The sequence below is a fragment of the Timaviella obliquedivisa GSE-PSE-MK23-08B genome (assembly GCA_019358855.1).
GTDB classification, from domain to species: domain Bacteria; phylum Cyanobacteriota; class Cyanobacteriia; order Elainellales; family Elainellaceae; genus Timaviella; species Timaviella obliquedivisa.
In genome coordinates, this window is record JAHHII010000006.1 from 144,703 (window position 1) to 164,457 (window position 19,755).

At 47.6% G+C, this 19,755-nt stretch carries 22 protein-coding genes; 14 read left to right on the forward strand and 8 right to left on the reverse strand.

Features of this window, described 5'->3' with window-relative positions; genetic code table 11:
* Positions 1-242 precede the first annotated feature (242 nt).
* Positions 243-1,349 carry a DegT/DnrJ/EryC1/StrS family aminotransferase gene (locus KME11_13125; protein ID MBW4516149.1) on the forward strand — a complete coding sequence of 369 codons (1,107 nt, stop codon included), beginning with the start codon at positions 243-245 and terminating at the stop codon, positions 1,347-1,349.
* 133 nt (positions 1,350-1,482) lie between these two features.
* Positions 1,483-2,040 carry a Uma2 family endonuclease gene (locus KME11_13130; protein ID MBW4516150.1) on the forward strand — a complete coding sequence of 186 codons (558 nt, stop codon included), beginning with the start codon at positions 1,483-1,485 and terminating at the stop codon, positions 2,038-2,040.
* 93 nt (positions 2,041-2,133) lie between these two features.
* Here KME11_13130 and KME11_13135 read toward each other — a convergent pair whose 3' ends face one another.
* Positions 2,134-2,727: a Uma2 family endonuclease gene (locus KME11_13135; GenBank protein ID MBW4516151.1), complete on the reverse strand. Its 594-nt coding sequence runs from the start codon at positions 2,725-2,727 to the stop codon at positions 2,134-2,136.
* Between the two features lie 183 nt (positions 2,728-2,910).
* Between KME11_13135 and trpD the strand changes: the two genes are divergently transcribed.
* Positions 2,911-4,026, forward strand: a complete 1,116-nt coding sequence (gene trpD, locus KME11_13140; protein ID MBW4516152.1) for an anthranilate phosphoribosyltransferase — start codon at positions 2,911-2,913, stop codon at positions 4,024-4,026.
* On the opposite strand, the gene KME11_13145 is transcribed toward trpD, so the two are convergent.
* From KME11_13145 to KME11_13155, 3 genes are all read right to left on the reverse strand, one after another.
* Positions 4,023-4,967, reverse strand: coding sequence for a retroviral-like aspartic protease family protein (locus KME11_13145; GenBank protein ID MBW4516153.1), 945 nt, complete (start codon positions 4,965-4,967; stop codon positions 4,023-4,025). The two genes, trpD and KME11_13145, sit on opposite strands and share 4 nt — an antisense overlap.
* A 105-nt stretch (positions 4,968-5,072) precedes the next feature.
* Complete coding sequence (locus tag KME11_13150; protein ID MBW4516154.1) at positions 5,073-5,789, reverse strand: hypothetical protein; 717 nt, start codon at positions 5,787-5,789, stop codon at positions 5,073-5,075.
* 32 nt (positions 5,790-5,821) lie between these two features.
* Entirely contained in the window at positions 5,822-6,394 is a 573-nt protein-coding gene (locus KME11_13155) for a cyclase (GenBank protein MBW4516155.1), read from the reverse strand.
* A 485-nt stretch (positions 6,395-6,879) separates the two neighbouring features.
* Between KME11_13155 and KME11_13160 the strand changes: the two genes are divergently transcribed.
* The 8 genes from KME11_13160 (at position 6,880) to KME11_13195 (ending at position 14,162) form a co-directional block, all read left to right on the forward strand.
* Positions 6,880-7,062, forward strand: a complete 183-nt coding sequence (locus KME11_13160) for a hypothetical protein (GenBank protein MBW4516156.1) — start codon at positions 6,880-6,882, stop codon at positions 7,060-7,062.
* A 72-nt stretch (positions 7,063-7,134) separates the two neighbouring features.
* A complete protein-coding gene (locus KME11_13165) occupies positions 7,135-7,317 on the forward strand; it encodes a hypothetical protein (protein MBW4516157.1) in 183 nt (60 codons plus the stop codon).
* Positions 7,318-7,322: 5 nt separating this feature from the next.
* Positions 7,323-7,709, forward strand: coding sequence for a hypothetical protein (locus KME11_13170; GenBank protein MBW4516158.1), 387 nt, complete (start codon positions 7,323-7,325; stop codon positions 7,707-7,709).
* 55 nt (positions 7,710-7,764) lie between these two features.
* A complete protein-coding gene (locus KME11_13175) occupies positions 7,765-8,067 on the forward strand; it encodes an acylphosphatase (GenBank protein MBW4516159.1) in 303 nt (100 codons plus the stop codon).
* Between the two features lie 149 nt (positions 8,068-8,216).
* Positions 8,217-9,596, forward strand: coding sequence for an HlyD family type I secretion periplasmic adaptor subunit (locus KME11_13180; GenBank protein ID MBW4516160.1), 1,380 nt, complete (start codon positions 8,217-8,219; stop codon positions 9,594-9,596).
* A gap of 553 nt (positions 9,597-10,149) precedes the next feature.
* A complete protein-coding gene (leuA, locus tag KME11_13185) occupies positions 10,150-11,844 on the forward strand; it encodes a 2-isopropylmalate synthase (protein ID MBW4516161.1) in 1,695 nt (564 codons plus the stop codon).
* A 617-nt stretch (positions 11,845-12,461) separates the two neighbouring features.
* A complete protein-coding gene (locus tag KME11_13190) occupies positions 12,462-13,280 on the forward strand; it encodes an SDR family NAD(P)-dependent oxidoreductase (GenBank protein ID MBW4516162.1) in 819 nt (272 codons plus the stop codon).
* Between the two features lie 114 nt (positions 13,281-13,394).
* Positions 13,395-14,162, forward strand: coding sequence for a biotin--[acetyl-CoA-carboxylase] ligase (locus tag KME11_13195; protein ID MBW4516163.1), 768 nt, complete (start codon positions 13,395-13,397; stop codon positions 14,160-14,162).
* 32 nt (positions 14,163-14,194) lie between these two features.
* On the opposite strand, the gene sepF is transcribed toward KME11_13195, so the two are convergent.
* The gene (sepF, locus tag KME11_13200; protein ID MBW4516164.1) at positions 14,195-14,713 is read right to left on the reverse strand and encodes a cell division protein SepF; all 519 of its coding nucleotides are present in this window, start codon (positions 14,711-14,713) and stop codon (positions 14,195-14,197) included.
* Positions 14,714-15,071: 358 nt separating this feature from the next.
* Here sepF and KME11_13205 point away from each other — a divergent pair, with 358 nt between their 5' ends.
* The gene (locus KME11_13205; GenBank protein ID MBW4516165.1) at positions 15,072-15,263 is read left to right on the forward strand and encodes a DUF2949 domain-containing protein; all 192 of its coding nucleotides are present in this window, start codon (positions 15,072-15,074) and stop codon (positions 15,261-15,263) included.
* A 37-nt stretch (positions 15,264-15,300) separates the two neighbouring features.
* Here KME11_13205 and KME11_13210 read toward each other — a convergent pair whose 3' ends face one another.
* Positions 15,301-16,272, reverse strand: a complete 972-nt coding sequence (locus KME11_13210; GenBank protein MBW4516166.1) for a 50S ribosomal protein L11 methyltransferase — start codon at positions 16,270-16,272, stop codon at positions 15,301-15,303.
* A gap of 30 nt (positions 16,273-16,302) precedes the next feature.
* Positions 16,303-16,503 (reverse strand): hypothetical protein, encoded by a 201-nt coding sequence (locus KME11_13215; protein MBW4516167.1) that lies wholly within the window; start codon positions 16,501-16,503, stop codon positions 16,303-16,305.
* Positions 16,504-16,628: 125 nt separating this feature from the next.
* Here KME11_13215 and KME11_13220 point away from each other — a divergent pair, with 125 nt between their 5' ends.
* Together KME11_13220 and KME11_13225 are read left to right on the forward strand one after the other, a co-directional pair.
* Positions 16,629-17,543 carry an RluA family pseudouridine synthase gene (locus tag KME11_13220; protein ID MBW4516168.1) on the forward strand — a complete coding sequence of 305 codons (915 nt, stop codon included), beginning with the start codon at positions 16,629-16,631 and terminating at the stop codon, positions 17,541-17,543.
* 40 nt (positions 17,544-17,583) lie between these two features.
* A complete protein-coding gene (locus KME11_13225) occupies positions 17,584-18,171 on the forward strand; it encodes a 2OG-Fe(II) oxygenase (GenBank protein ID MBW4516169.1) in 588 nt (195 codons plus the stop codon).
* A 164-nt stretch (positions 18,172-18,335) separates the two neighbouring features.
* Here KME11_13225 and KME11_13230 read toward each other — a convergent pair whose 3' ends face one another.
* A complete protein-coding gene (locus KME11_13230; GenBank protein MBW4516170.1) occupies positions 18,336-19,637 on the reverse strand; it encodes an aminopeptidase P N-terminal domain-containing protein in 1,302 nt (433 codons plus the stop codon).
* Between the last annotated feature and the right edge of the window lie 118 nt (positions 19,638-19,755).

The window sequence follows — 19,755 nt, forward strand, 5'->3', positions numbered from 1 at the left end:
AGAGGAACTACTAATGAGTCTTGAGAGACACTAAGAGCAGAATTTTCTAGCCTGAGATCTCATTAAGCTAGATTGGAATCTCATAAGGGTTGTATCTAGAGAGCAGTGAACAAACAAGGCTCTGGGCTTGGCGATCGCCTCAAGATATCAGCAAGGGATCGCCTATTTTTTGAAAATCAAGGAACACAAGGTCATTTTGGTGTATCTAATTTGAATCAGGACAAAATTTGTGGTGTAAGCGAGTGAATTCTATCCCAGCCTTTGATCTAACCCAGCAGTACAAACTCATTGGGGAAGAAGTTAGTGCGAAAACCCTAGAGGTACTTGCCTCAGGGCATTACATCAACGGTTTGACCGTAGAGCGCTTTGAACAACAGTTTGCTAGTTATGTGGGTACAACCCATTGCATTGGCTGTAATTCGGGAACCGATGCTTTGTACTTGGCATTGCGCGCACTCGATATTGGGGTCGGCGATGAAGTGATCACAACGCCTTTCACGTTCATCTCCACGGCTGGCATGATTAGCGCAGCGGGAGCAACTCCAGTTTTTATCGATGTCGATCCCCAGACGTTTAATCTAGACCTAGACCAAATTGAAGGGGCAATTACGCCGCGCACTAAAGCCATTATTCCAGTGCATCTGTTTGGACAACCTGTAGATATGACGCGGTTAATGGCGATCGCGCAGTTTCATCATCTTTGGGTCATTGAAGATGCGGCACAGGCGGCAGGAGCAGACTGGGGCGGCGCAAAAGTTGGTAGCCTCGGGCACATTGGCTGCTTTAGCTTCTATCCCACTAAAAACTTGGGAGCCTGTGGAGATGCCGGAGCCATCCTGACTCAGGATGGAGCGATCGCATCTCGGATTAGAATGCTGCGTAACCATGGACAACAGCAGCGCTATAGCTCTGAGGCAGTAGGCATCAACAGTCGGTTAGATGCTTTGCAGGCAGCGATTTTGAGCATTAAGCTGAATTATTTGGAAGGGTGGAATACCCAGCGGCGGGCGATCGCGGAACGTTACGATCATGTCCTCAGCCATCTTCCTGGCGTTACTGCCCCAAAATCTTTATTAGGGCACGTTTGGCACCAGTACACCCTCCAAATTAAGGGCGATCGGCGCGACTCGGTTCGTCAAAAGCTGCAAGCTCAAGGCATTGGCTCTATGGTCTACTATCCAGTGCCGCTGCACTTGCAGCCTGTTTACGCAAATTTAGGATATCAACCCGGACAACTGCCCGTATCAGAACAGTTAGCCCAGGAGGTGTTGTCTCTACCGATGTTTCCTGAGCTTTCGCAGGAGCAACAGGAGCAGGTTCTTTATGCATTGAAGGACAGTCTGGCTTAGGGGCAGCTTTTGGAAGGGGCGATCGGTGACTTAGCCTTCAGCCTATCTGTTTTTTGCCTTAGCGCCATTTATGATTTAAACCAGCCTCTCATGATTAGCTCATGATTAAAGAAGACTCATTAATGAGGACTAGATGACAGCGAGGCAGAGCCACACCTACTTCACGCCCGAAGAGTATTTAGAAATCGAGCGCATTAGCCTGATTAAACATGAATATCTTGAAGGGCAAATTGTCGCAATGGCAGGCGCAAGCAAAGCTCATGTCATGCTTACAGGTAGCCTTTCCGCTCTAATTCTTAATCATCTCCGAGGCACAAGCTATGTTTCCTATGCGACTGACATGAAGGTGCGTCTGCCTGCTTCTCGGTTGTTCTACTATCCTGATCTGGCGGTAACTTGCCATGAAGAGGATAGAAATTCTGATGAAGACTTTATCTCTCATCCCAAACTATTAATTGAGGTTTTGTCTAAGTTGACGGAGGCATGTGATCGAGGTGAAAAATTTGCAGATTATAAAGCGATCGCTGAATTTGAGGAATATCTACTTGTTCACCAAGATCAAGTTCTAGCAGAACGATTTCAACGCAAGTCCCACAACCTTTGGGTTCCCACTATCTATCAAGCTGGGGAAACGCTGCAACTATCGAGATTGGGTTTTCCTGCCCAATGTCCACTCTCTACAACAACTTAGCACAACTGACTTTTCGCTGAAATTTCTTTGCGCCGAGATCATAGGCTGAAACTTTGAGAACTGGCGATCGCACCTCTACGAAAGTTCTCAATCCTATTTCTGAATCCCTTGCTGAAAGGTTTTGATCGCCTCTACATGATTCACCATGTTAATACAGCGTAGGAGTAACTCCAGATTAATTCCCGGTACGGCTTCGCTGTTCGCAATCTTTTCGTAGCGCAACTGATTCTCTTCTTCCCGCAAATGATGGATCTCTAAAACCCCATCCTCCCAAAACCAAACTTCGGCGATCTTGAGCCGCTTGTAAGCTTCTAATTTGTTGATCCCACCACTAGTGAACACAACTTCGATCGCTAACTCAGGACGCGATCGACCTGCTGCAAGTTTGTATGATTTATCAGCCTCTCGTTTTACAGCACCAGACTCGCTTTCCAGAGTCATAGAGCCAGTTGGATTAAAATCAAAACCTGCCATCAGCAGATAAATTTCTAAAAGAGCACCGATTCTTTCCTTGACTGTTTCATGCGGTTCACCAGGCATTTGTCGAATCTCCAAAATTCCATCTAAAAAAGAGAGGCGATAGCCAGGGCGATCGAGCAACTGCTCAACGGCTTTGAACTCTCGCCAAGTAATGCCCTCAAATAAGAGCGGAGTCTGGTTTTGAGGTTTGGCTAAGGTCGTTGTCATGAGCTTCTAACCTAGTAATTTTGCAGGTAGGACGTTGGCTCTGTTTAGCGAAAACTCTAACATACGAGGCACCTTGCGGTATCTGCGGAGCAGCGCACCTTTAGCAGCAGGCATTGTGCTCCCAATGTGCCCCAAAATCCTGATAAAGTCTTAAAAACATTAGCCGCAGTTCTTTTCAAGTTTATGATCACCTCCGTCCCTGTTGCTGAACAAGATTGGTCGCCCCTTTTACAACAGCTTTTAGAAGGTCAATCTTTAGATATGCTTCAAGCTGCCAACCTGATGCAAGGATGGCTGACCGAATCCATCTCGCCTGTTATGTCGGGAGCAATTTTGGCAGCAATTCAGGTAAAAGGCGTTTCTGCCAGCGAGTTAGCAGGTATGGCTCAAGTGTTGCAGTCGCAGTCGTTAGGTAGTTCTATAGCAGCCTCTTCCGCTTCGTTATCTGCTCCAGCATTATCTGCTCCAGCATTATCTGCTCCAGTAATAGACACTTGTGGCACGGGTGGCGATGGTGCTTCTACGTTTAACATTTCTACGGCAGTTGCTTTTGTGGCGGCAGCGGCAGGAATAGCAGTAGCAAAACATGGCAATCGGGCGGCTTCCAGCAAAGTGGGTTCAGCCGATGTTTTAGAAGAATTAGGCGTTAATTTGGGGACTGCACCAGAGCGAATCAAGGCAGCGTTGTCAGAAGTTGGGATTACGTTTTTGTTTGCACCCGGCTGGCATCCAGCAATGAAGCATGTCGCACCCTTAAGAAAAATGTTGAAGGTGCGAACGGTCTTCAATTTGCTAGGCCCGTTAGTCAATCCGTTGTGTTTAACAGGGCAAGTGATGGGCGTTTTTAATTCGGGGCTTGTGGAAACGCTTGCAGAGGCGCTTAACCAGCTAGGTCGGCAAGAGGCGATCGTGCTGCATGGTCGAGAGAAACTAGATGAGGCAGGGTTAGCAGATTTAACTGATATGGCAGTGCTTTCGGGCGGACGGGTGCAGTCCTTCGTTCTTGATCCTATGGAATTAGGGCTAAGGGCTGCACCCACTAGCGCTTTGCGGGGAGGTGAAAGACTAGAGAATGCAGAAATTTTGCGATCGGTGCTGCAAGGGAAGGGAACTCAGGCGCAAACCGAGGTAGTGGCGCTGAATGCAGCTTTAGCGTTAAAGGTTGGCGGCAGGGTGGCGATCGATCCGACTGATCCATCTGCTTGTTATCGCCAGGGGATTAGTATTGCTCAGGATATTCTTGCCAGCGGGGCAGCTTGGACAAAACTAGAGCAGTTGGTTAAGTTCTTAAAAGATTAGCGTTCCTGAAATTCCACTTCATTTTCACGAATCGTAATGTCGTAGTTACCAAAAAAGTCGTGACCCAATAAGCCCAAAGTCAGTTCGGGGCCTCCCATCGCGACCAAAACATTCTGGGCGATCGCTCCCCCCACTTCCATCGAATCAACGTAGCCCAACGAGAAAGATACGCCTTGAGCGCTGGCGGTATCTACCCTGGTTTCGCCCACCGAGCGAATTCCTAGTGCCGTTGCCATTCCTGATGTAATCAGAGTGCCACTGGCTCCGGTATCAACAATCATTTCATAGATTTGACTGCCATTGAAAGTGACAGCAATCACTGGAGTATTTCCGGCACGTCTGACAATGGGTGCAAAAAAGGCGGCACTGCTGGCGACACTGATGTTACTGGGACGGCTAGAAGTTGCCCGTGACGGAGCCAGAGGAGTGGCAGCAGCTTGGGGCGTGGCAGCAGCGATCGCACGAGGCGGTGCCAGATTGGGACGGCTAGATGAAGATCTTTTAACCACAATACCGGGATTGTTAGAGGTCGGTCGATCGCTTTGCTGCTGGGCAAATGCTAGGTTGCGGCGGTAGTCTTTAAGTTTTAGCGCTGCCTCAGCATAATGCTGGCTAGATTTTGGAACCGTGGACAATAGCTGAATTGCCTGTTGCCAGCGCTCTGAAACCAGGTGCCAGTCGTCTTTCGATTGGGCAGACTGGCTAATGTTGAAGGCACTAGAGGCACGAGCAAGACCCAAGGCATACGCATCTGGCTGCGTTACTGGAATCGAACTTGCTGCTGGAGGAACTGCCACTTGAACCGGAGACTGAACTTGAGAAGCGCTAACTGTCTGGCGATCGCCCTCCAGATGACTGACAACTGGGCGATCGCTACAAGCACCGACCACCGCCAAAGAACCTGAAAGAAGTGCAATCACAGAACGGTGCAGCCTAGACATAGCAATGCGCAATAAGGGTTTCTCTCCTCAAGTTTTCCCTTAAAGGGAGGGTAGAGTAACAGACCTATTGCGCTTGCTAGAGGCTAGGTTCGCCAAAGCGATGCATTATCCTTGACGGTTTACCACCTGCTGAAGTTCGTCGGCTAAGCCCGACTCTTGAACACAAACCGCATAAAGCTGAACAGAGCTTAGACCTGGGATTGTCTGCTGGGCTTGAGTGATAGACATTCCTGGAGTACTGCAAAAGTTAGAAACAACCTGACCGTACTGTTCAGTCGTACCGACCAAGTTTGTCAAATTATTGGTGCTTTCCAAGGTAGGGACGAGTCGTCCAATGATTTGGTCTGCCAGAAGAGTAGTCGATTCGGGCGAAGCGATCGGGATGAGACTGCTACGGGCGATCGCAGTTTGCACAGCGTTCTTTAACGTTGCTGCGCCATTAGGACTCGTCAAAAAGGACACCATCATTTCGGGGCTAATGCTGGGGTTGCCTGCAATCACCGTCTTCAGCCCAACTAAGCCAACCGCCGCTGCCACATCTGAAACGGTGCTCAGATAGTTGTCATAGGGAACCGCCGCCTTCGGTTCGCCATTGGCACACAGCACCGAACCATCGGCTTGAGCCCCTGCTGCCAGGTCAACGCCGCCTTGCTCTCGACAAGCATTCAGCGTAGTCTTGATATCCGGAGAAAACATCATCATCAGCTTTTGCAGAGCCGGGGAAGAGTTGGCTTGGGGCGGCTCAGCGGCTACAGCCGGGAACAAACCACCCAAAAATAGAAAACCACAGAGCCCTAAAGCCGAAGAAATCCGTTGATTCATATAATTAATGTCTACTCGCTAGGTACTGGCTGCTACTGTCTACAAATGACTTGCCGCATTGTCCGCATATTAGCAGGTAAATCTAGACGCATGGCTTGCTGAATGACGGAGGAAGGCACAGGAATGTTAGGAGTTGCGGCAACAGAGTAAGTCAGCAAAGTTCCTGCATAATAGTCTTGCAAATTTAGGGAGGCTGTAAAGTCTGAAAAACTGCCCCTCTCCAGACAAAACTGAATCTGTTGCCAGGAATTTTGCTGGGCAGTTTCAACCACTTTCAGATAAATTTCGACCTGAACGCTTAACATCCAAAAAGCTTTACTAGCTACTTGGTAAAGCCTTTTGGGGTTGCGAGCGCAGTCGCCTAAAATGTCACTTTGAATTAAGTCGGGGAAAAACTGTACCCAGCGAGGATAGTCAGTGACTTGCTGCCAAACACAGGCACGCGACAAAGGAACATACATTTGAGCGGTTACGGCTGCCCCCCAGGCAGAGTGCGATCGCGTGGTTAATAAGACCTCACCCTCCAGTAAGCAGGCTTGTTTTTTTTGATTCGACCCAGTTGTGAGGTCATAGGAAGTTAATAAAGCTACAGTTCCATTGGTCATTCTTTAGCGGCTCCTCATCACATTACCCATGGACGCGGTTGTAGCGTCCCTATGTATAGCAACCTCAGTAGAGACACTCAAACTTTTTTGAGTTAATTTACAAATCCTGCTCTTGGCTCACGGGTGTATAAACACATACTACGTAAATAAATGATATTTGTAAATTACGTAGAATTTTCAGTTGTCAAAAGCAGAAAACATGTGCAGTCCTCTGATGCATCTTTGTTCGTTATAGCCTCAAGCTGTCTGCTCAATAAAAATGTTCTGTTTAGCTCTGATAAAGATTTGACAAATACTTGAGCAAGAGCGCTAAGTTAGCAACCCCTTGAGATGCTTACTCTGGGACTGGCTGCTTGATTTACTTGCTTTTAGATTCAGTTGCCTGGGTCAATCTGGGTTAATCTGTCTACTTTGTCCTCCCAGAATTGCGCTCTCATGCCACAATTAGTTTCGACTCTTTCAGTTTATGTAGAGGCAAAAAGTCTGTGAGGCGTTCTCCTAACCTGGCTCTAACTATCTTTTTATATGTTGCGGGTATCTTGCTGGTACTTATGGCAGCGGTGCTGTTAATTCAAACTTTTGCAAAAGTAACCATTCCGACAACAGCAATTGGGGCACTGGTATTGCTAGCAGTGGGGGCAGGCATCTTAGCAGGGGTGCGTCGATGATAGAAGCCAGAAGAAGATCGTTTTGAGGACAGCCAACCTAAGAATTAGCGAATTGTCTTAGAGTAGATAGCAATGAAGCGACAGATTAGACCTGCGACAACTGTGTTTTTGACCATCCTCTGTATCGCCATTGTGACATGGGTATTGAGGGGGGCTGGGTTCTTAACTTTTTTGCCAGGGGGAGTTTTGTGGATGCTAATTTTTATGACGGTTGGTGCTGGGGTATTTAGTGCAATTCAGGGAACAAGGCGGTAAGCAAGATGGCAAGACCTGTTGTCAGAGTAACGCTAGAAGAAATTGAGCAATATCGCACTGAGTTAGCAGACGACCCGATCGCCCTCAGAGCATTAGAGATGATTGAAGACTGCGAAGGTGATTTAGAGGATGCGGCGATCGCCCTCGCCTTGCATGTGGGTCAAGAGCCTGATCAGTCGGATAACTGGCTTGACGGGGTTGCTAAGCGCTGGCGGGTTTCGCTGTGCAGTGGTGAACTTAAAGAGAATTTGCTGGCGGGATCAGTGGCTCAGGCGGTGCGATCGCTTTCTACTGATACAATGTTGCCTTCTGCCCTAGCTACGCCGATCGCCCTCTATGTCCTAAAAACTGGCGTAGAAGCCTTTTGCCAACCACTTCAGGAAAAGCTCTAAGTTCTGAACAAAGATCTTTTATGATTCCTGCTTCATGCATCCATTGGGCTTCCGAATGAATCAGCCTTTATCTCCAAATTCTCAAGTTCGTGCTCACGTCTTTATCTCTGGCAAAGTTCAGGGGGTCGGTTATCGTGCCTCTGCCTGGGATATGGCAGTTCTTTTACACATTAATGGCTGGGTGCGTAACCTGCACGATGGGAGAGTAGAAGCCATTTTTGAAGGTTCTCCTAACGCTATTGAAGAGATGATGCGCTGGTGCCACCAGGGTTCACCCGTTGCGCAAGTGAGCCAGGTTACGGTGGAATACGAATTTGCCGAAGGACTCAAAGGGTTTGAGGTAGAGCGGACGCGCTGACTAGTAAAACGACTCAGCGGGAACAAAGGACAAAACACAAGGAGTCATCCAAGTTGTAAAGTGAATAGTGATTAGTGATCTCAGCGATCGCCAGATCTTCAAGAATATCTGGGCAACCTATACCCAATCCCTCCCTCACCGTTCTCATTATGGATTCTCTTCCTCCTACTCAATCCGCTCAGGTTCGGCAAACTCGCCAGCAGTTTGTTAACCCAGAGGATTATCTTTCATACGAGCTAGGTAAAGCAGTACGAGAATTGCCGCCGCTCTATACGCGGGTGCTGGCAGGAACCTTGACAGCAATTGTGATGGGGACGATTGGCTGGGCGTATCTGAGTAAAATTGATGAGGTGGCAGTCGCCCAGGGCGAAATTATTCCGACATCGCAAATTCGTCCAGTGCGGGCATTAGAGGGTGGGGTGATTAGCGAGATCAAAGTTAAAGAGGGCGATCGGGTGAAACAGGGCGATGTGCTGATTAAGCAAGACCCCGCTCTATCGAAAACAGAAGTCGATCGCATCCAGCAAAATGTTGCCCTTGTCCGGCAAGACGTGGCTCGGCTAGACGCAGAAAGCAAAGGCAATAGCAGCAGTGGTTCCGCCATTCAAGATCAGTTGATTGCCTCACGCCTACGCGAATTTGACACCCGCCAAGCCGCGGCTAATGCCGATACCCAACGTCAAGTTGCAGTAATCGGCGAGGCAAGAGCTAGATTAGCTCGTCTTCAAGAAAATTTGAATAGCGCTAGGGCAACGATGATCAATGCTCAAGAAAGAGAATCTAGCCTGCGTCAATTGGTTGAGCAAGAAGGCGCAGTTCCCCGATTTGACTATCTGCAAGCCAAAGATCAGTTAACTGAGGCGCAAAACCAAATTTTTTCTTTAGAGCAAGATATCGTAGCGCAGCAGCAGTCAATTCAACAGGCACAGCAATCCTACACAGGAGCGCAGCAGTCGGCAAATCGCTTAAGCTCGGAGCGCCAAAGCGAGATTTTGACTCAAATGAACCAGCGGCGGCAAGATTTGACTGAGTTGGAAGGTCAACTGAATCAGGCTCAGGTGAGGGCAAAAGGACAGGTTATTGTGGCTCCTATCTCAGGAAAAATCTACAATATCCAAACGAGTCTGGCTGAACGAACCATTGCGCCGGGTCAAGACCTGCTCTCCATTCTGCCCGATAGCCACGACCTGTTGGTAGAAGCAAAAGTTTTGAACCGCGACATTGGATTTATTAAAGAAGGGATGCGAGTTAAGGTAAAAGTTGCAACATTCCCATTTCAAGAGTTTGGAACGATCGACGGAGAGGTTGTAAGACTTACTCCGAACGCAACTCTGGATAAGGATTTAGGTTTGGTCTACACTGTTCGAGTGATGTTAAAGCGCAAGACAATTAACGTTGAAGGGAAAGACGTTGAGCTAACTCCAGGAATGGCGGTTACTGCGGAAGTCGTGACGAGAAAGCGATCGATTTTAACGTTTATGTTAGAACCCATTACGCGACGGTTTAGTGAAGCGTTGACAGAACGGTAACAAGGGGATAAGTTTTTGGGGATAGAAATTTAGTCTTGACCTTAACCAATTCTAAGGATAGGATTTGTATCAGTTCACTGGAATGTTGATATGTCTACACAGCAGCAATCTCTACGTCAGTTCTCTACCCAAGCACTTGGGCTAGGGCTGCTGCTGCCCGTAGGGCATTAATAATTTTCACCCTAATATAAGCGATCGCCTTGACCTCCTCTCACTCTTAAACGAAGCCTAGTCACGAGAGAGGTTTATCTAGTTTTTCAAACACTGTTGAATAGAAGCATGAACCGATTCAAAGCCCCTTTCTTTTAGGAAAAGGGTTGGGGGAGAGGTCTATCTAACTTCGTTTCATACAGTGATTCAGCAGTTCTGTTTTTTGTAGTTCTAGTGTTTACCTTTCGGAGACTTTTATGCAACGTCATCTTAGTTTTGCTGCGCTGCTACGACTCATTATGGGTTGTCAGGTTTGGTCTGTGCGACAACCTGATAGCCCTGATTGCATTGCGTCGCATTTTCATCCGCATCGCCATTACTATTTACAAAGGACACGATCAGAATGTTAACCAATCCAACGACCAAATACTGCGCTTTTCCTCCCATCCATTTGCCCGATCGCACCTGGACTTCTCAAACGATTACCCATTCTCCTATCTGGCTCAGTACCGACTTGCGGGATGGAAATCAGGCGTTAATTGAACCGATGAATGTTCAACAAAAATTGCGATTGTTTCAGCTTTTAATTGACATTGGGTTCCAAGAAATTGAAGTAGGGTTTCCTTCCGCTTCTCAGACCGATTTTGATTTTGTGCGATCGCTCATTACTAATAATTTAATTCCTGAGCATGTCACCATTCAAGTTTTAACGCCTGCTCGTGAAGGATTAATCCGTCGCACTTTTGAATCATTGCAGGGTGCAAAGCGGGCGATCGTTCATCTTTATAATGCCACCTGTCCCACTTTTCGACGCATTGTTTTTGGACTCGATCGTGCCGGAACGGTTGCCTTAGCGACTTCTGCGGCTCGGCTTTGCAACGAACTGGCTGCCCAAAAACCTGAAACAGTTTGGCATTTTGAATACTCGCCCGAAACCTTTACGACGACAGAGTTAGACTTTGCCAAAACAATCTGCGATGCGGTTTTAGACGTTTGGCAACCCACGCCACAACACAAAGCGATCATTAATCTTCCTGCGACAGTAGAGGTTGCAACGCCCAACGTTTTTGCAGACCAAGTGGAATGGATGCATCGTCATTTGGCGCGGCGAGATGCTGTTGTCTTAAGTGTCCATCCTCATAACGATCGCGGCTGTGGCATTGCGGCGGCAGAGTTAGCACAGATGGCGGGGGCCGATCGAGTGGAAGGCTGTTTGTTTGGCAACGGCGAACGAACAGGAAATGTAGATTTAGTGACGTTGGCGTTAAATCTTTATACTCAAGGCATTCATCCGGAGTTAGATTTTTCTAACATCAACACAGTAGCGCAAGTGGTCGAAGACTGTACTCAGCTTCCCATTCATCCCCGTCATCCCTACGTGGGTGACTTGGTCTTTACGGCGTTCTCAGGATCGCACCAAGATGCCATCAAAAAAGGGTTAGCGGTTCAGTCGGAGGGGGTTTGGGAAGTGCCCTACTTACCTATTGACCCGGCTGACATAGGGCGCAGCTACGAATCGGTGATTCGGGTTAACAGTCAATCAGGGAAGGGGGGAATTGCTTTTTTGTTAGAGCGAGATTATCACCTGATGTTGCCACGCCGATTGCAGATTGAGTTTAGCCGAGTGGTTCAGCAGGCAATGGATCACCGTGGGCAAGAAATGGATGCTGCCATTCTTTGGCAGTTATTTGAGCAAGAATATATTCTGTCAGAACCCTTTCAGTATCTTTCCCATCGTTTATTAGAAGTTGAGCGAAATGTGCAGACGATCGCAGCAACGCTGCAAGTTAATGGGCAACCCAGACAGATCAACGGGCAGGGAAATGGTCTAATTGATGCCTTTTTAGATGCATTGAATTTGGGGATACGGATTGACCACTACGAAGAACACTCATTAAGCCAGGGCAGCGATGCCAGGGCGATCGCCTATGTAGAGATAGGTGGAGAGGGTTTTACTGGCTCGGTTTATGGAGTTGGAATTCATCTCAACATGATTACGGCTTCATTGCTAGCGGTTTTAAGCGGTGTCAACCGTGCGTTGAAGCAGGGAGGTGCTGAAGCTTTTTTGAAAAAGGTTGAGGCGATCGCTAGAGTCTAGTTAATTTAGAACCCAGTTGATTTAGAACCCAGTTGATTTTACTGATGCGAGAAGCGATCGCTCTTGAGGGCGATCGCTTCTCGCATCAAGTCTTGAGGACTTCCAACATTAATTCTTAGCCTTGACTCTTTTTACTTTCTCATAACGATCAAAGTTTAATGAGTTGAGGTCATCTAAAGTGAGCGCACTCTGGTCATCAGTAAACCGTGTTAGGAAGAGCTTCTGTAGAATTAGATTTTCTGAGTGTTTTGTCTCGAGATGTAACAATTTTCAATTTCTGTTAACAAACGTTGCAGATACTTGATCCCCTTGCTAGTGTGTGCTTGTTGGAATTGATGTTGATTTGCAAAGTTGATTCATGAACTAGGAGGTACGACCCAATGATCACTCACATCTTTTGTTTGTAAAAAGCTTTCCTTTCTTCACTCCAGCCTGGCATTTCAAAATAACTGGAGCGAATGGAATGACAAACGTGTGATGAGACTTGCCCCGTCATTAAGTTCACTCGATTCTTAAAAGAATTAATCACTTGTTGCCCCCAACCTCAAGGATGTGAAGTCGAAAAATGATTTTCGATTAGCGCTGCATGATGAGATTCCAACTTGGAGATTTTAGGTATGAATATTAAAGGAAAGACGGCGCTGGTGACAGGCGCGTCTCGCGGTATTGGACGGGCGATCGCCCTGGAGCTAGCTCAAAAAGGCGCAAAACGGCTGGTATTAGTGGCTCGCAACTATCAGCGCTTAGTCGAAGTTGCAGCTGAAATTGAGGCAATGGGAACTGAAGCAATTCCTCTAGTTTTAGATTTATCTGAACGGGTAGAAGTCAATATTGCGATCGCTCAAGCATGGCGAGATCATGGGCCCATCCATTTGTTAGTGAACTGTGCTGGCGTTGCTCATCAGTCGCCCTTTTTACAATCTCAATTACCGAATGTGCAAGAGGAAATCCTCACGAATTTAATGGGCATGTACACGATGACGCGGCTGATTGCCCGACGAATGGCGGTACAGCAGCAAGGCACAATTGTGAATGTGTCTAGCTTAATGGGGAAAGTTGCTGCACCCACAATGGCAACGTATTCGGCGACCAAATTCGCCATTGTAGGATTCACCCAGGCATTACGAGGTGAACTGGCTGCGCACAATATTCGGGTTGTTTCTTTACTGCCTTCATTAACAGATACAGACATGGCACGTAATCTTCAATGGTTTCGGTGGGTTGTGCCCACAACCTCTCAGCAGGTGGCTGAAGCGCTAATAGCCGGACTTGAAAAAGGCTCGACTGAGATTTTGGTAGGCTGGCAAAGTCATTTAGCAGTACTGGGGAATCGGATGGTACCTGGATTGATGGAGCGGTTTTTGCAAATGGCGGCTCCGCTACTGCCCAAGCGTAAACCGATCTACCCAAGATACGGTCATGACAGCCTTTCGTGAGATGCTAGAGGAACCTCTCCCCAACCCCTCTCCTGAAGGAAAGGGGCTTTGAGTCGGCTCATACTTTGGTTTTGTAACGCTGGAACTTGTGGCACTGTTTTCTTTTGACCCCGTATGGATCAATGTCCAGAATGGCTCTATTGTTTAGAGCAATGTCCTAGCACAAATACTTGGGCGATGGAAGCGCGATCGCTCCAGCAGGGCGATGTGGTGTTTACGCGCCAACAAACTGCTGGGCGGGGGCAACAGGGGCGATATTGGGATTCTCCGCCGGGGGTATTAACCGCTAGTTTTGTCTTAGAAGAAATTCCTGTTGAACAACTGTCGGGCATTAGCCTGGCGGCTGGCTTAGCAGTGATTGATACCGTTGAAGCTTTAGTGCCAACTTTGCGAGGAGAACTGCGCCTGAAATGGACAAATGATGTATTTCTACAGGGGCGAAAGCTAGCCGGTATTTTATGTGAGACTGCAACTAAAAGCTCTGCCAAGTCAGCACGAGTCATCGTTGGGATAGGGCTGAATCGCTGGGTTGAGTTTGAACGTTTGGAGTGGCAGAACGACTTTGCGCGGCGCGTCAGTTTGCACCAGGTGGTACATTCGAGAGATCCGCAAGGAGTGACTCCCGCTGAATTGCCTTTACTAGAACGGTTGCGCCATCACTTATTATTAACGGTGGAACGGTTGCGATCGCAGGGTATGAACGCCCTGTTACCAGATCTTCGTCAGCGAGATTTTTTGCTAGGTAAACAGATGACGATTGAAACGGCGAACGAGTCGGTGGTGGGCGAAGCCTTAGGAATTGGCGATCGGGGTGAACTCTGGCTGCGACTGTTAGATGGAACGGAACGAACCTTTGTTTCAGGGCATGTTTTATTGCTCTAGTACTTTATTGCTCAAATACTTTGTTGGATAGATTACAGGGCAAATGGATCAGCAATGGGATGGCGACGGGGCTGAGTGGATTTTTCAGATTCAGGTTTGGGTGAGGCTTTTGGAGGAGCCGCTTGGACAGGAACGGGCTGGGCAGTTTCTTCAAAGGTGCGATGACTAATGTGAACAGAGTTGGGGGTAAACAGAAAAACGTTGTGCCCAATTTGTCGATAATGTCCATCCATAGCAAAAGTACCGCCTGCAACATAGTCGGCGCAACGTTGAGCATGCTCGATATCAATCATGCTCAAATCTAAAATGACCGATCGCCGTTCCCGGAGGGCTGTGACTGCATCGGGCATTTCATCAAAAGATTGGGGTTGCATCAGAATCATTTCTGATTGACCGTGAGCCAGACCTGGCATTCCGATCAATTTGCGAGACTGGTTTCCTGCGGCAATTCCCGTCTCTCCTTCAAGGCTGATGCCCTCGTCTTCGTACTCATAGTCATCGTAGAGATCGTCTAGCCCTAGAACATCTCGCACACGTTGAAAAAAACTCATGACTTACCCCTTTAGTTCATTTGTTCTATTATAATCAGGTCGATCAGAAGTAAAGCAATTTCCTTAAAACTTCTCAAACTTTCCATCGGCTACTGAGTTGCCATGAATTCAACAAACGCCAGTTTTACTCAAATACTAAGAACTGTAAAGCTCTGGTCTGAATTGGAATTCCGAGAGTATACTTGCTCGGTATGTTTGCCTGTTAGGTGATGCATTCGTCTATTTAGTGGTGTGATGTTCTATAAATTTGTTTTCTAAATTCACCTGATTTTTGTGATCTCAAGCACCGCCATTTGACACCGAACCTCTTAACATTGCAAGCACTTCTACCGCTTTTGTTCCTCAGTCGCCATTTTCCATGCAGTCCTCTATTAAGCCGCACCTCATTCAATTTCTACAGCAGGAGCTTGCCGTTCCTACAGAGTCTATTGCTATGGCTCTGCGTCATCCTGAATCTTCGCCTCATTTGTTGCCCATGGTGTTGTGGCAGTACGGTCTGATCACGATAGAACAATTAGATAGAGTATTTGACTGGTTAGAATCAGCGTAAGGCTGTCTCAAAAAGCTGTCTCAAAAAATCGTGGCGCTCAAGGGTTCAACCGATACATCCAAGCAACCCATTCCTCTAAGCGTTCACAGTCAACCGCCTCAAAGCCTTCTTTCCCCAGAGCTAACGCAATAGCTGCTTCATAATCTACAGTAAATCCAGCAGTAATTAATAGACCCGATGGCATCAGGGCATGTCGAAAATCGGGAGCCAGAGTAATGTGAATTCGCCCTAAAATATTGGCGACAATCAGGTCAAACGAGGTAATCCCTATTGGGTTTGTGGAAGAGATTGGATTAATAGCTTCGACTTGATCTAATGGTTTTCCGCTCATCCAATGTCCTAACTCGCTTCCCTGTCCTAAGCTTCCTTGCATGACAGTGACTTGAGAGGCTACACCGTTCCGCTGTACTGCATCTTGAGTGGCTTGCACCGCGATCGCGTCATTATCAACTGCGACCACTTGCGCTCCTAGTTTAGCGATCGCCACACTCAAAATACCTGAACCTGAGCCTAAATCTAGCGTCTTCATTTCTGGGGCGATGTACTTTTCTAAAAGCCGAAGACTGAGTTGGGTTGCAGGGTGTAGACCACTTCCAAAGGCAAGGCTGGTTTTGAGATGTAGCGTTAATTCATGGGGGGCAGGTGCGTAGGTTTGATGGGCAAGTTCGTCAGCAAGAATGACAAAGCGATCGCCAACCCAATGAATGCGGGGGAGTGGAGAGGCTTCTTGGGAGTATCTAGCGATCGCTGGATACTCCACGATTCTCACTTGCAGTTCTGTTGCAATTCCTGTTCGGTATAGCGGCAGTAGCACATCAGCAATTTCTTGGGCTTGGGAGTGTGCCTGCTCAGGAAGATGGAGATAGAGCGTGAACGCCCACTGGTTATCAGGATCTTTTGCACATTCAACAATTTCGATATTGCCCGCATAGCGAGTTTCTGCCAGCAAGGTACAAACCCAATCGACTGCTTCGCTGGTTGTATCCAGGCTTAACTCCATCCAAGACATATCTTTACCAAGTGATATTTACCGTGATGTTTATCGAGTAATGTTTAATGTCACATCGCTCATGCCCCACACAGCAAAAAACTGACAAAACAAATCTTGCCTAGCCGTTGACAAGTCACCATCAGAAGAAACAACTCTACCCTGAAGTAACCGTCCGTCATCTGTTTCTAAATTTAACCACAGTTCACCCGCTTTATCCTGACTCAGCAGCAAGCGACCATTGGCTAACACTTATCCTGCCCGACTAGTTGATTGCACACCGCCTCTCAAACTTTCCTATAAGACTTTCCTAAACATGCCTGAACACCGATCGCTCATCTATGATGACAGGATATGTGCCGTTGTGAGCGGAGATGCTGAATCAGGGATGGATTTATCGGGAACAGGTGAAACCTGCCAATGTGGGTCAAACGCTAGTGGCATACTACACTCAGCACTATCAGCATTCGAGCGAACTGGAGTGGCGATCGCGCATTGCGGCGGGGCAAGTGTGGGTGAATGGTCAGGTAGCAACGGCTGAAACAACGCTGCGATCGGGGCAAGCTTTGACCTATCATCGTGAACCGTGGGAAGAGCCAGAGGTGCCATTGACGTTTGAGGTACTTTACGAAGATAGGGATTTACTGGTAATTGCTAAACCAGCGGGGTTACCTGTGCTACCAGGCGGCGGTTTTTTAGAGCACACCTTATTATGGCAACTACAATTGCAGTATCCGGAGGAAACGCCTGTGCCCATTCATCGATTAGGACGCGGTACTTCGGGTTTGATGTTGATGGCACGATCGCCCCGTGCTAAGTCACAGTTAAGCAAGCAAATGCGCGATCGAAAAATTTGTAAAACCTATCGAGCGCTAGTGCAGAATCCCTTGAGCACCGATGCCGCGATTCCCGATCGCTTCATAGTTACCCAGGCGATCGGGAAAGTGCCCCACCCCCTTTTAGGCTATATTTATGGCGCAACTGCCACAGGACAGTTTGCCCACAGCGACTGTCAGGTGCTTCAGCGCAACACTCAAACGACACTTTTAGAAGTGATTATTTTGACAGGGCGACCGCATCAAATTCGCATTCATTTATCGTTTATGGGTTATCCTCTGGTGGGCGATCCGCTGTATGCTATGGGCGGCGTAGCGCAGTTTGTTGACGGTGCGGTTGTGGTTCCAGGAGATTGTGGGTATTGGCTACATGCTTATCGGCTGGGGTTTACGCATCCTCGCACAGGGGCATTAATGGATTGGGTTTGTCCTCCTTTGGCTCCTCTGGCTCATTGAACACTGCGTTTCTTAAACTATCTTTTTACTATTTATTACTTTGTCTTATTACCATCTTCACCCTGACGCTTTACCGATCGCTTACCTAGGAAAATTGCAGCGTAAAATACTGGCTTGTCCTTACTTTGCGGTTAATAATTTGAATCGTGATTTTGTGGGCACTAAGGGATTTTCTGTGGTTTTCCGACGATCGCACCTCGCCACTGTCGAGCAACAGTTTCCGTATTTTAAGCCCTATCTTGAACGAGCCTTACAGCCTGATTGCAATGCGTTTTACCTGAATCCGCTGCTGCTAAAAACAGGCTCACGGGTTGATCCTCATATTGATCGATCGCTGCGTTCTTATTGCAAAACAATTGAGCCACCCCAGGTTGTCAGCGTGTTATATGTGAATGTGCCAGAAGAGTTACAAGGAGGAGAGTTAGTGTTGCGATCGCATAAACGGCAGGTTGGAAAAATCTGTCCTCAAACCAATACGTTGCTCTTTTTCCAAGGAGATTTAACTCATTCTATTAATGCAGTTGTGGGAAATCGCTTAAGCCTGGTTTGTGAGCAGTACAACTTAGAGGAAGTTGAGCTAGAGGATATTCCAGAGTTTAGGTTGGAGTCTAGAGTGATTAAGATATAAGGGGCGATCGGCGGCGTTAGGGCAGGTAAAAAAATAATTGACCTGTTGGGCTAGTTATCCAAGTTTGGGCAACACCAGGAAAGGATGCCGCATTGACGCATTAACGCACGCTCCTCTACCCTGTTACTTATACAGGATAGATTTTGAAACGCACGCAACCCTCATTAACTCAAATCCTCGATCGCTTTTGGCACCCCTTCTGTTAACACCTCACACCCCTGAGCCGTTACCAGAACATCGTCTTCAATGCGAATGCCAATGCCGTGCCAACGCGAATCAACTTCTGGCTGACCTTCGACAGGTTTAATGAACGGAGAAATATAAAGTCCGGGTTCGACTGTTAAAACTTGTCCAGGTTCTAAATTATGGGGCGTTTCGCCATGCTGATAAACTCCTACATCATGGACATCCAACCCTAGCCAATGCCCAGTGCGATGCATGTAAAAAGGCTTGTACTTTTCTTCTTTGATAATTTCTTCAATATCGCCCACTAGCAAACCTAAATCCATTAAGCCTTCCACCAACACGCGCACGGCAGTGTCGTGAATTTGCTTGTAGGGGTTGCCGGGATGCACTTGGGCGATCGCTTTCATCTGCGCTGCCAAAACAATTTCATACAAAATCTTTTGCTCGGCGGTAAATTTGCCGCCCACTGGAAACGTCCGAGTAATATCTGCGTTGTAATACTCGTAGGCGCATCCTGCATCAATTAACAGAAGTTCGTTATCTTGCATCTGCCGCGTGTTTTCCGTGTAGTGCAACACACAAGCATTTGCCCCCGATGCCACGATGGAAGGGTATGCCACAACTGTTCCACGCAATCCAAAGGTATGTTCAATTTCGGCTTGTACTTGGTATTCATATTTTCCAGGGCTCGCAAATTCCCTGGCGCGGTTATGGGCATCGACCGAAATTGCCGCCGCTGTTCGCATCAGGTCTAGCTCGGCAGGGCTTTTGATTTGGCGCAGCGCATGGAGCGTGGGCGCTGGATCTTCGATGCCAGTCGGACCTGTGCCGCGTTTCGGGTAGGTTGCCATCAACGCTTGCCATTGACCCAGAATCATTTCGTTAAAACGGCGATCGCGCCCTAATTTATAGTAAATTCGGTCTGCTTTTTCTAAATATTGAGGCAGCTTTTCCTTGAGGTCAGCGATTGAATACACTTCATCTGCCCCAAACCTTTCCTTTGCCGCCTCTACTCCCACCCGATAGCCCGTCCAGGTTTCTTTTTCCAGATCTTTAGGCTGAACAAATAACACAAAGTGATGCTCTTCGTGTTGTGTCGTCAGCACGGCTACAGCGTTCGCCTCATTAAACCCGGTTAGGTAAAAGAAATCGCTGTCTTGTCGAAAGTTGTACTCTACGTCGTTATGCATAACTGCCATGGGCGAACTGCGGAACACTGCCGTTCCTTTGCCGATTTTCGCGAGTAACTGTTGACGACGTTGAGCGTATTCCGTCTGCATAAAGTTTTTGGGTAATGAGAGTATGGTTTGAATTTTATCGTAGGTTGATTGGGCTTTGAGGCAAGGACTCCTGACTGAAAGGGGAACACTTAGAAAAGATCTACCCCGCCCTCGATCG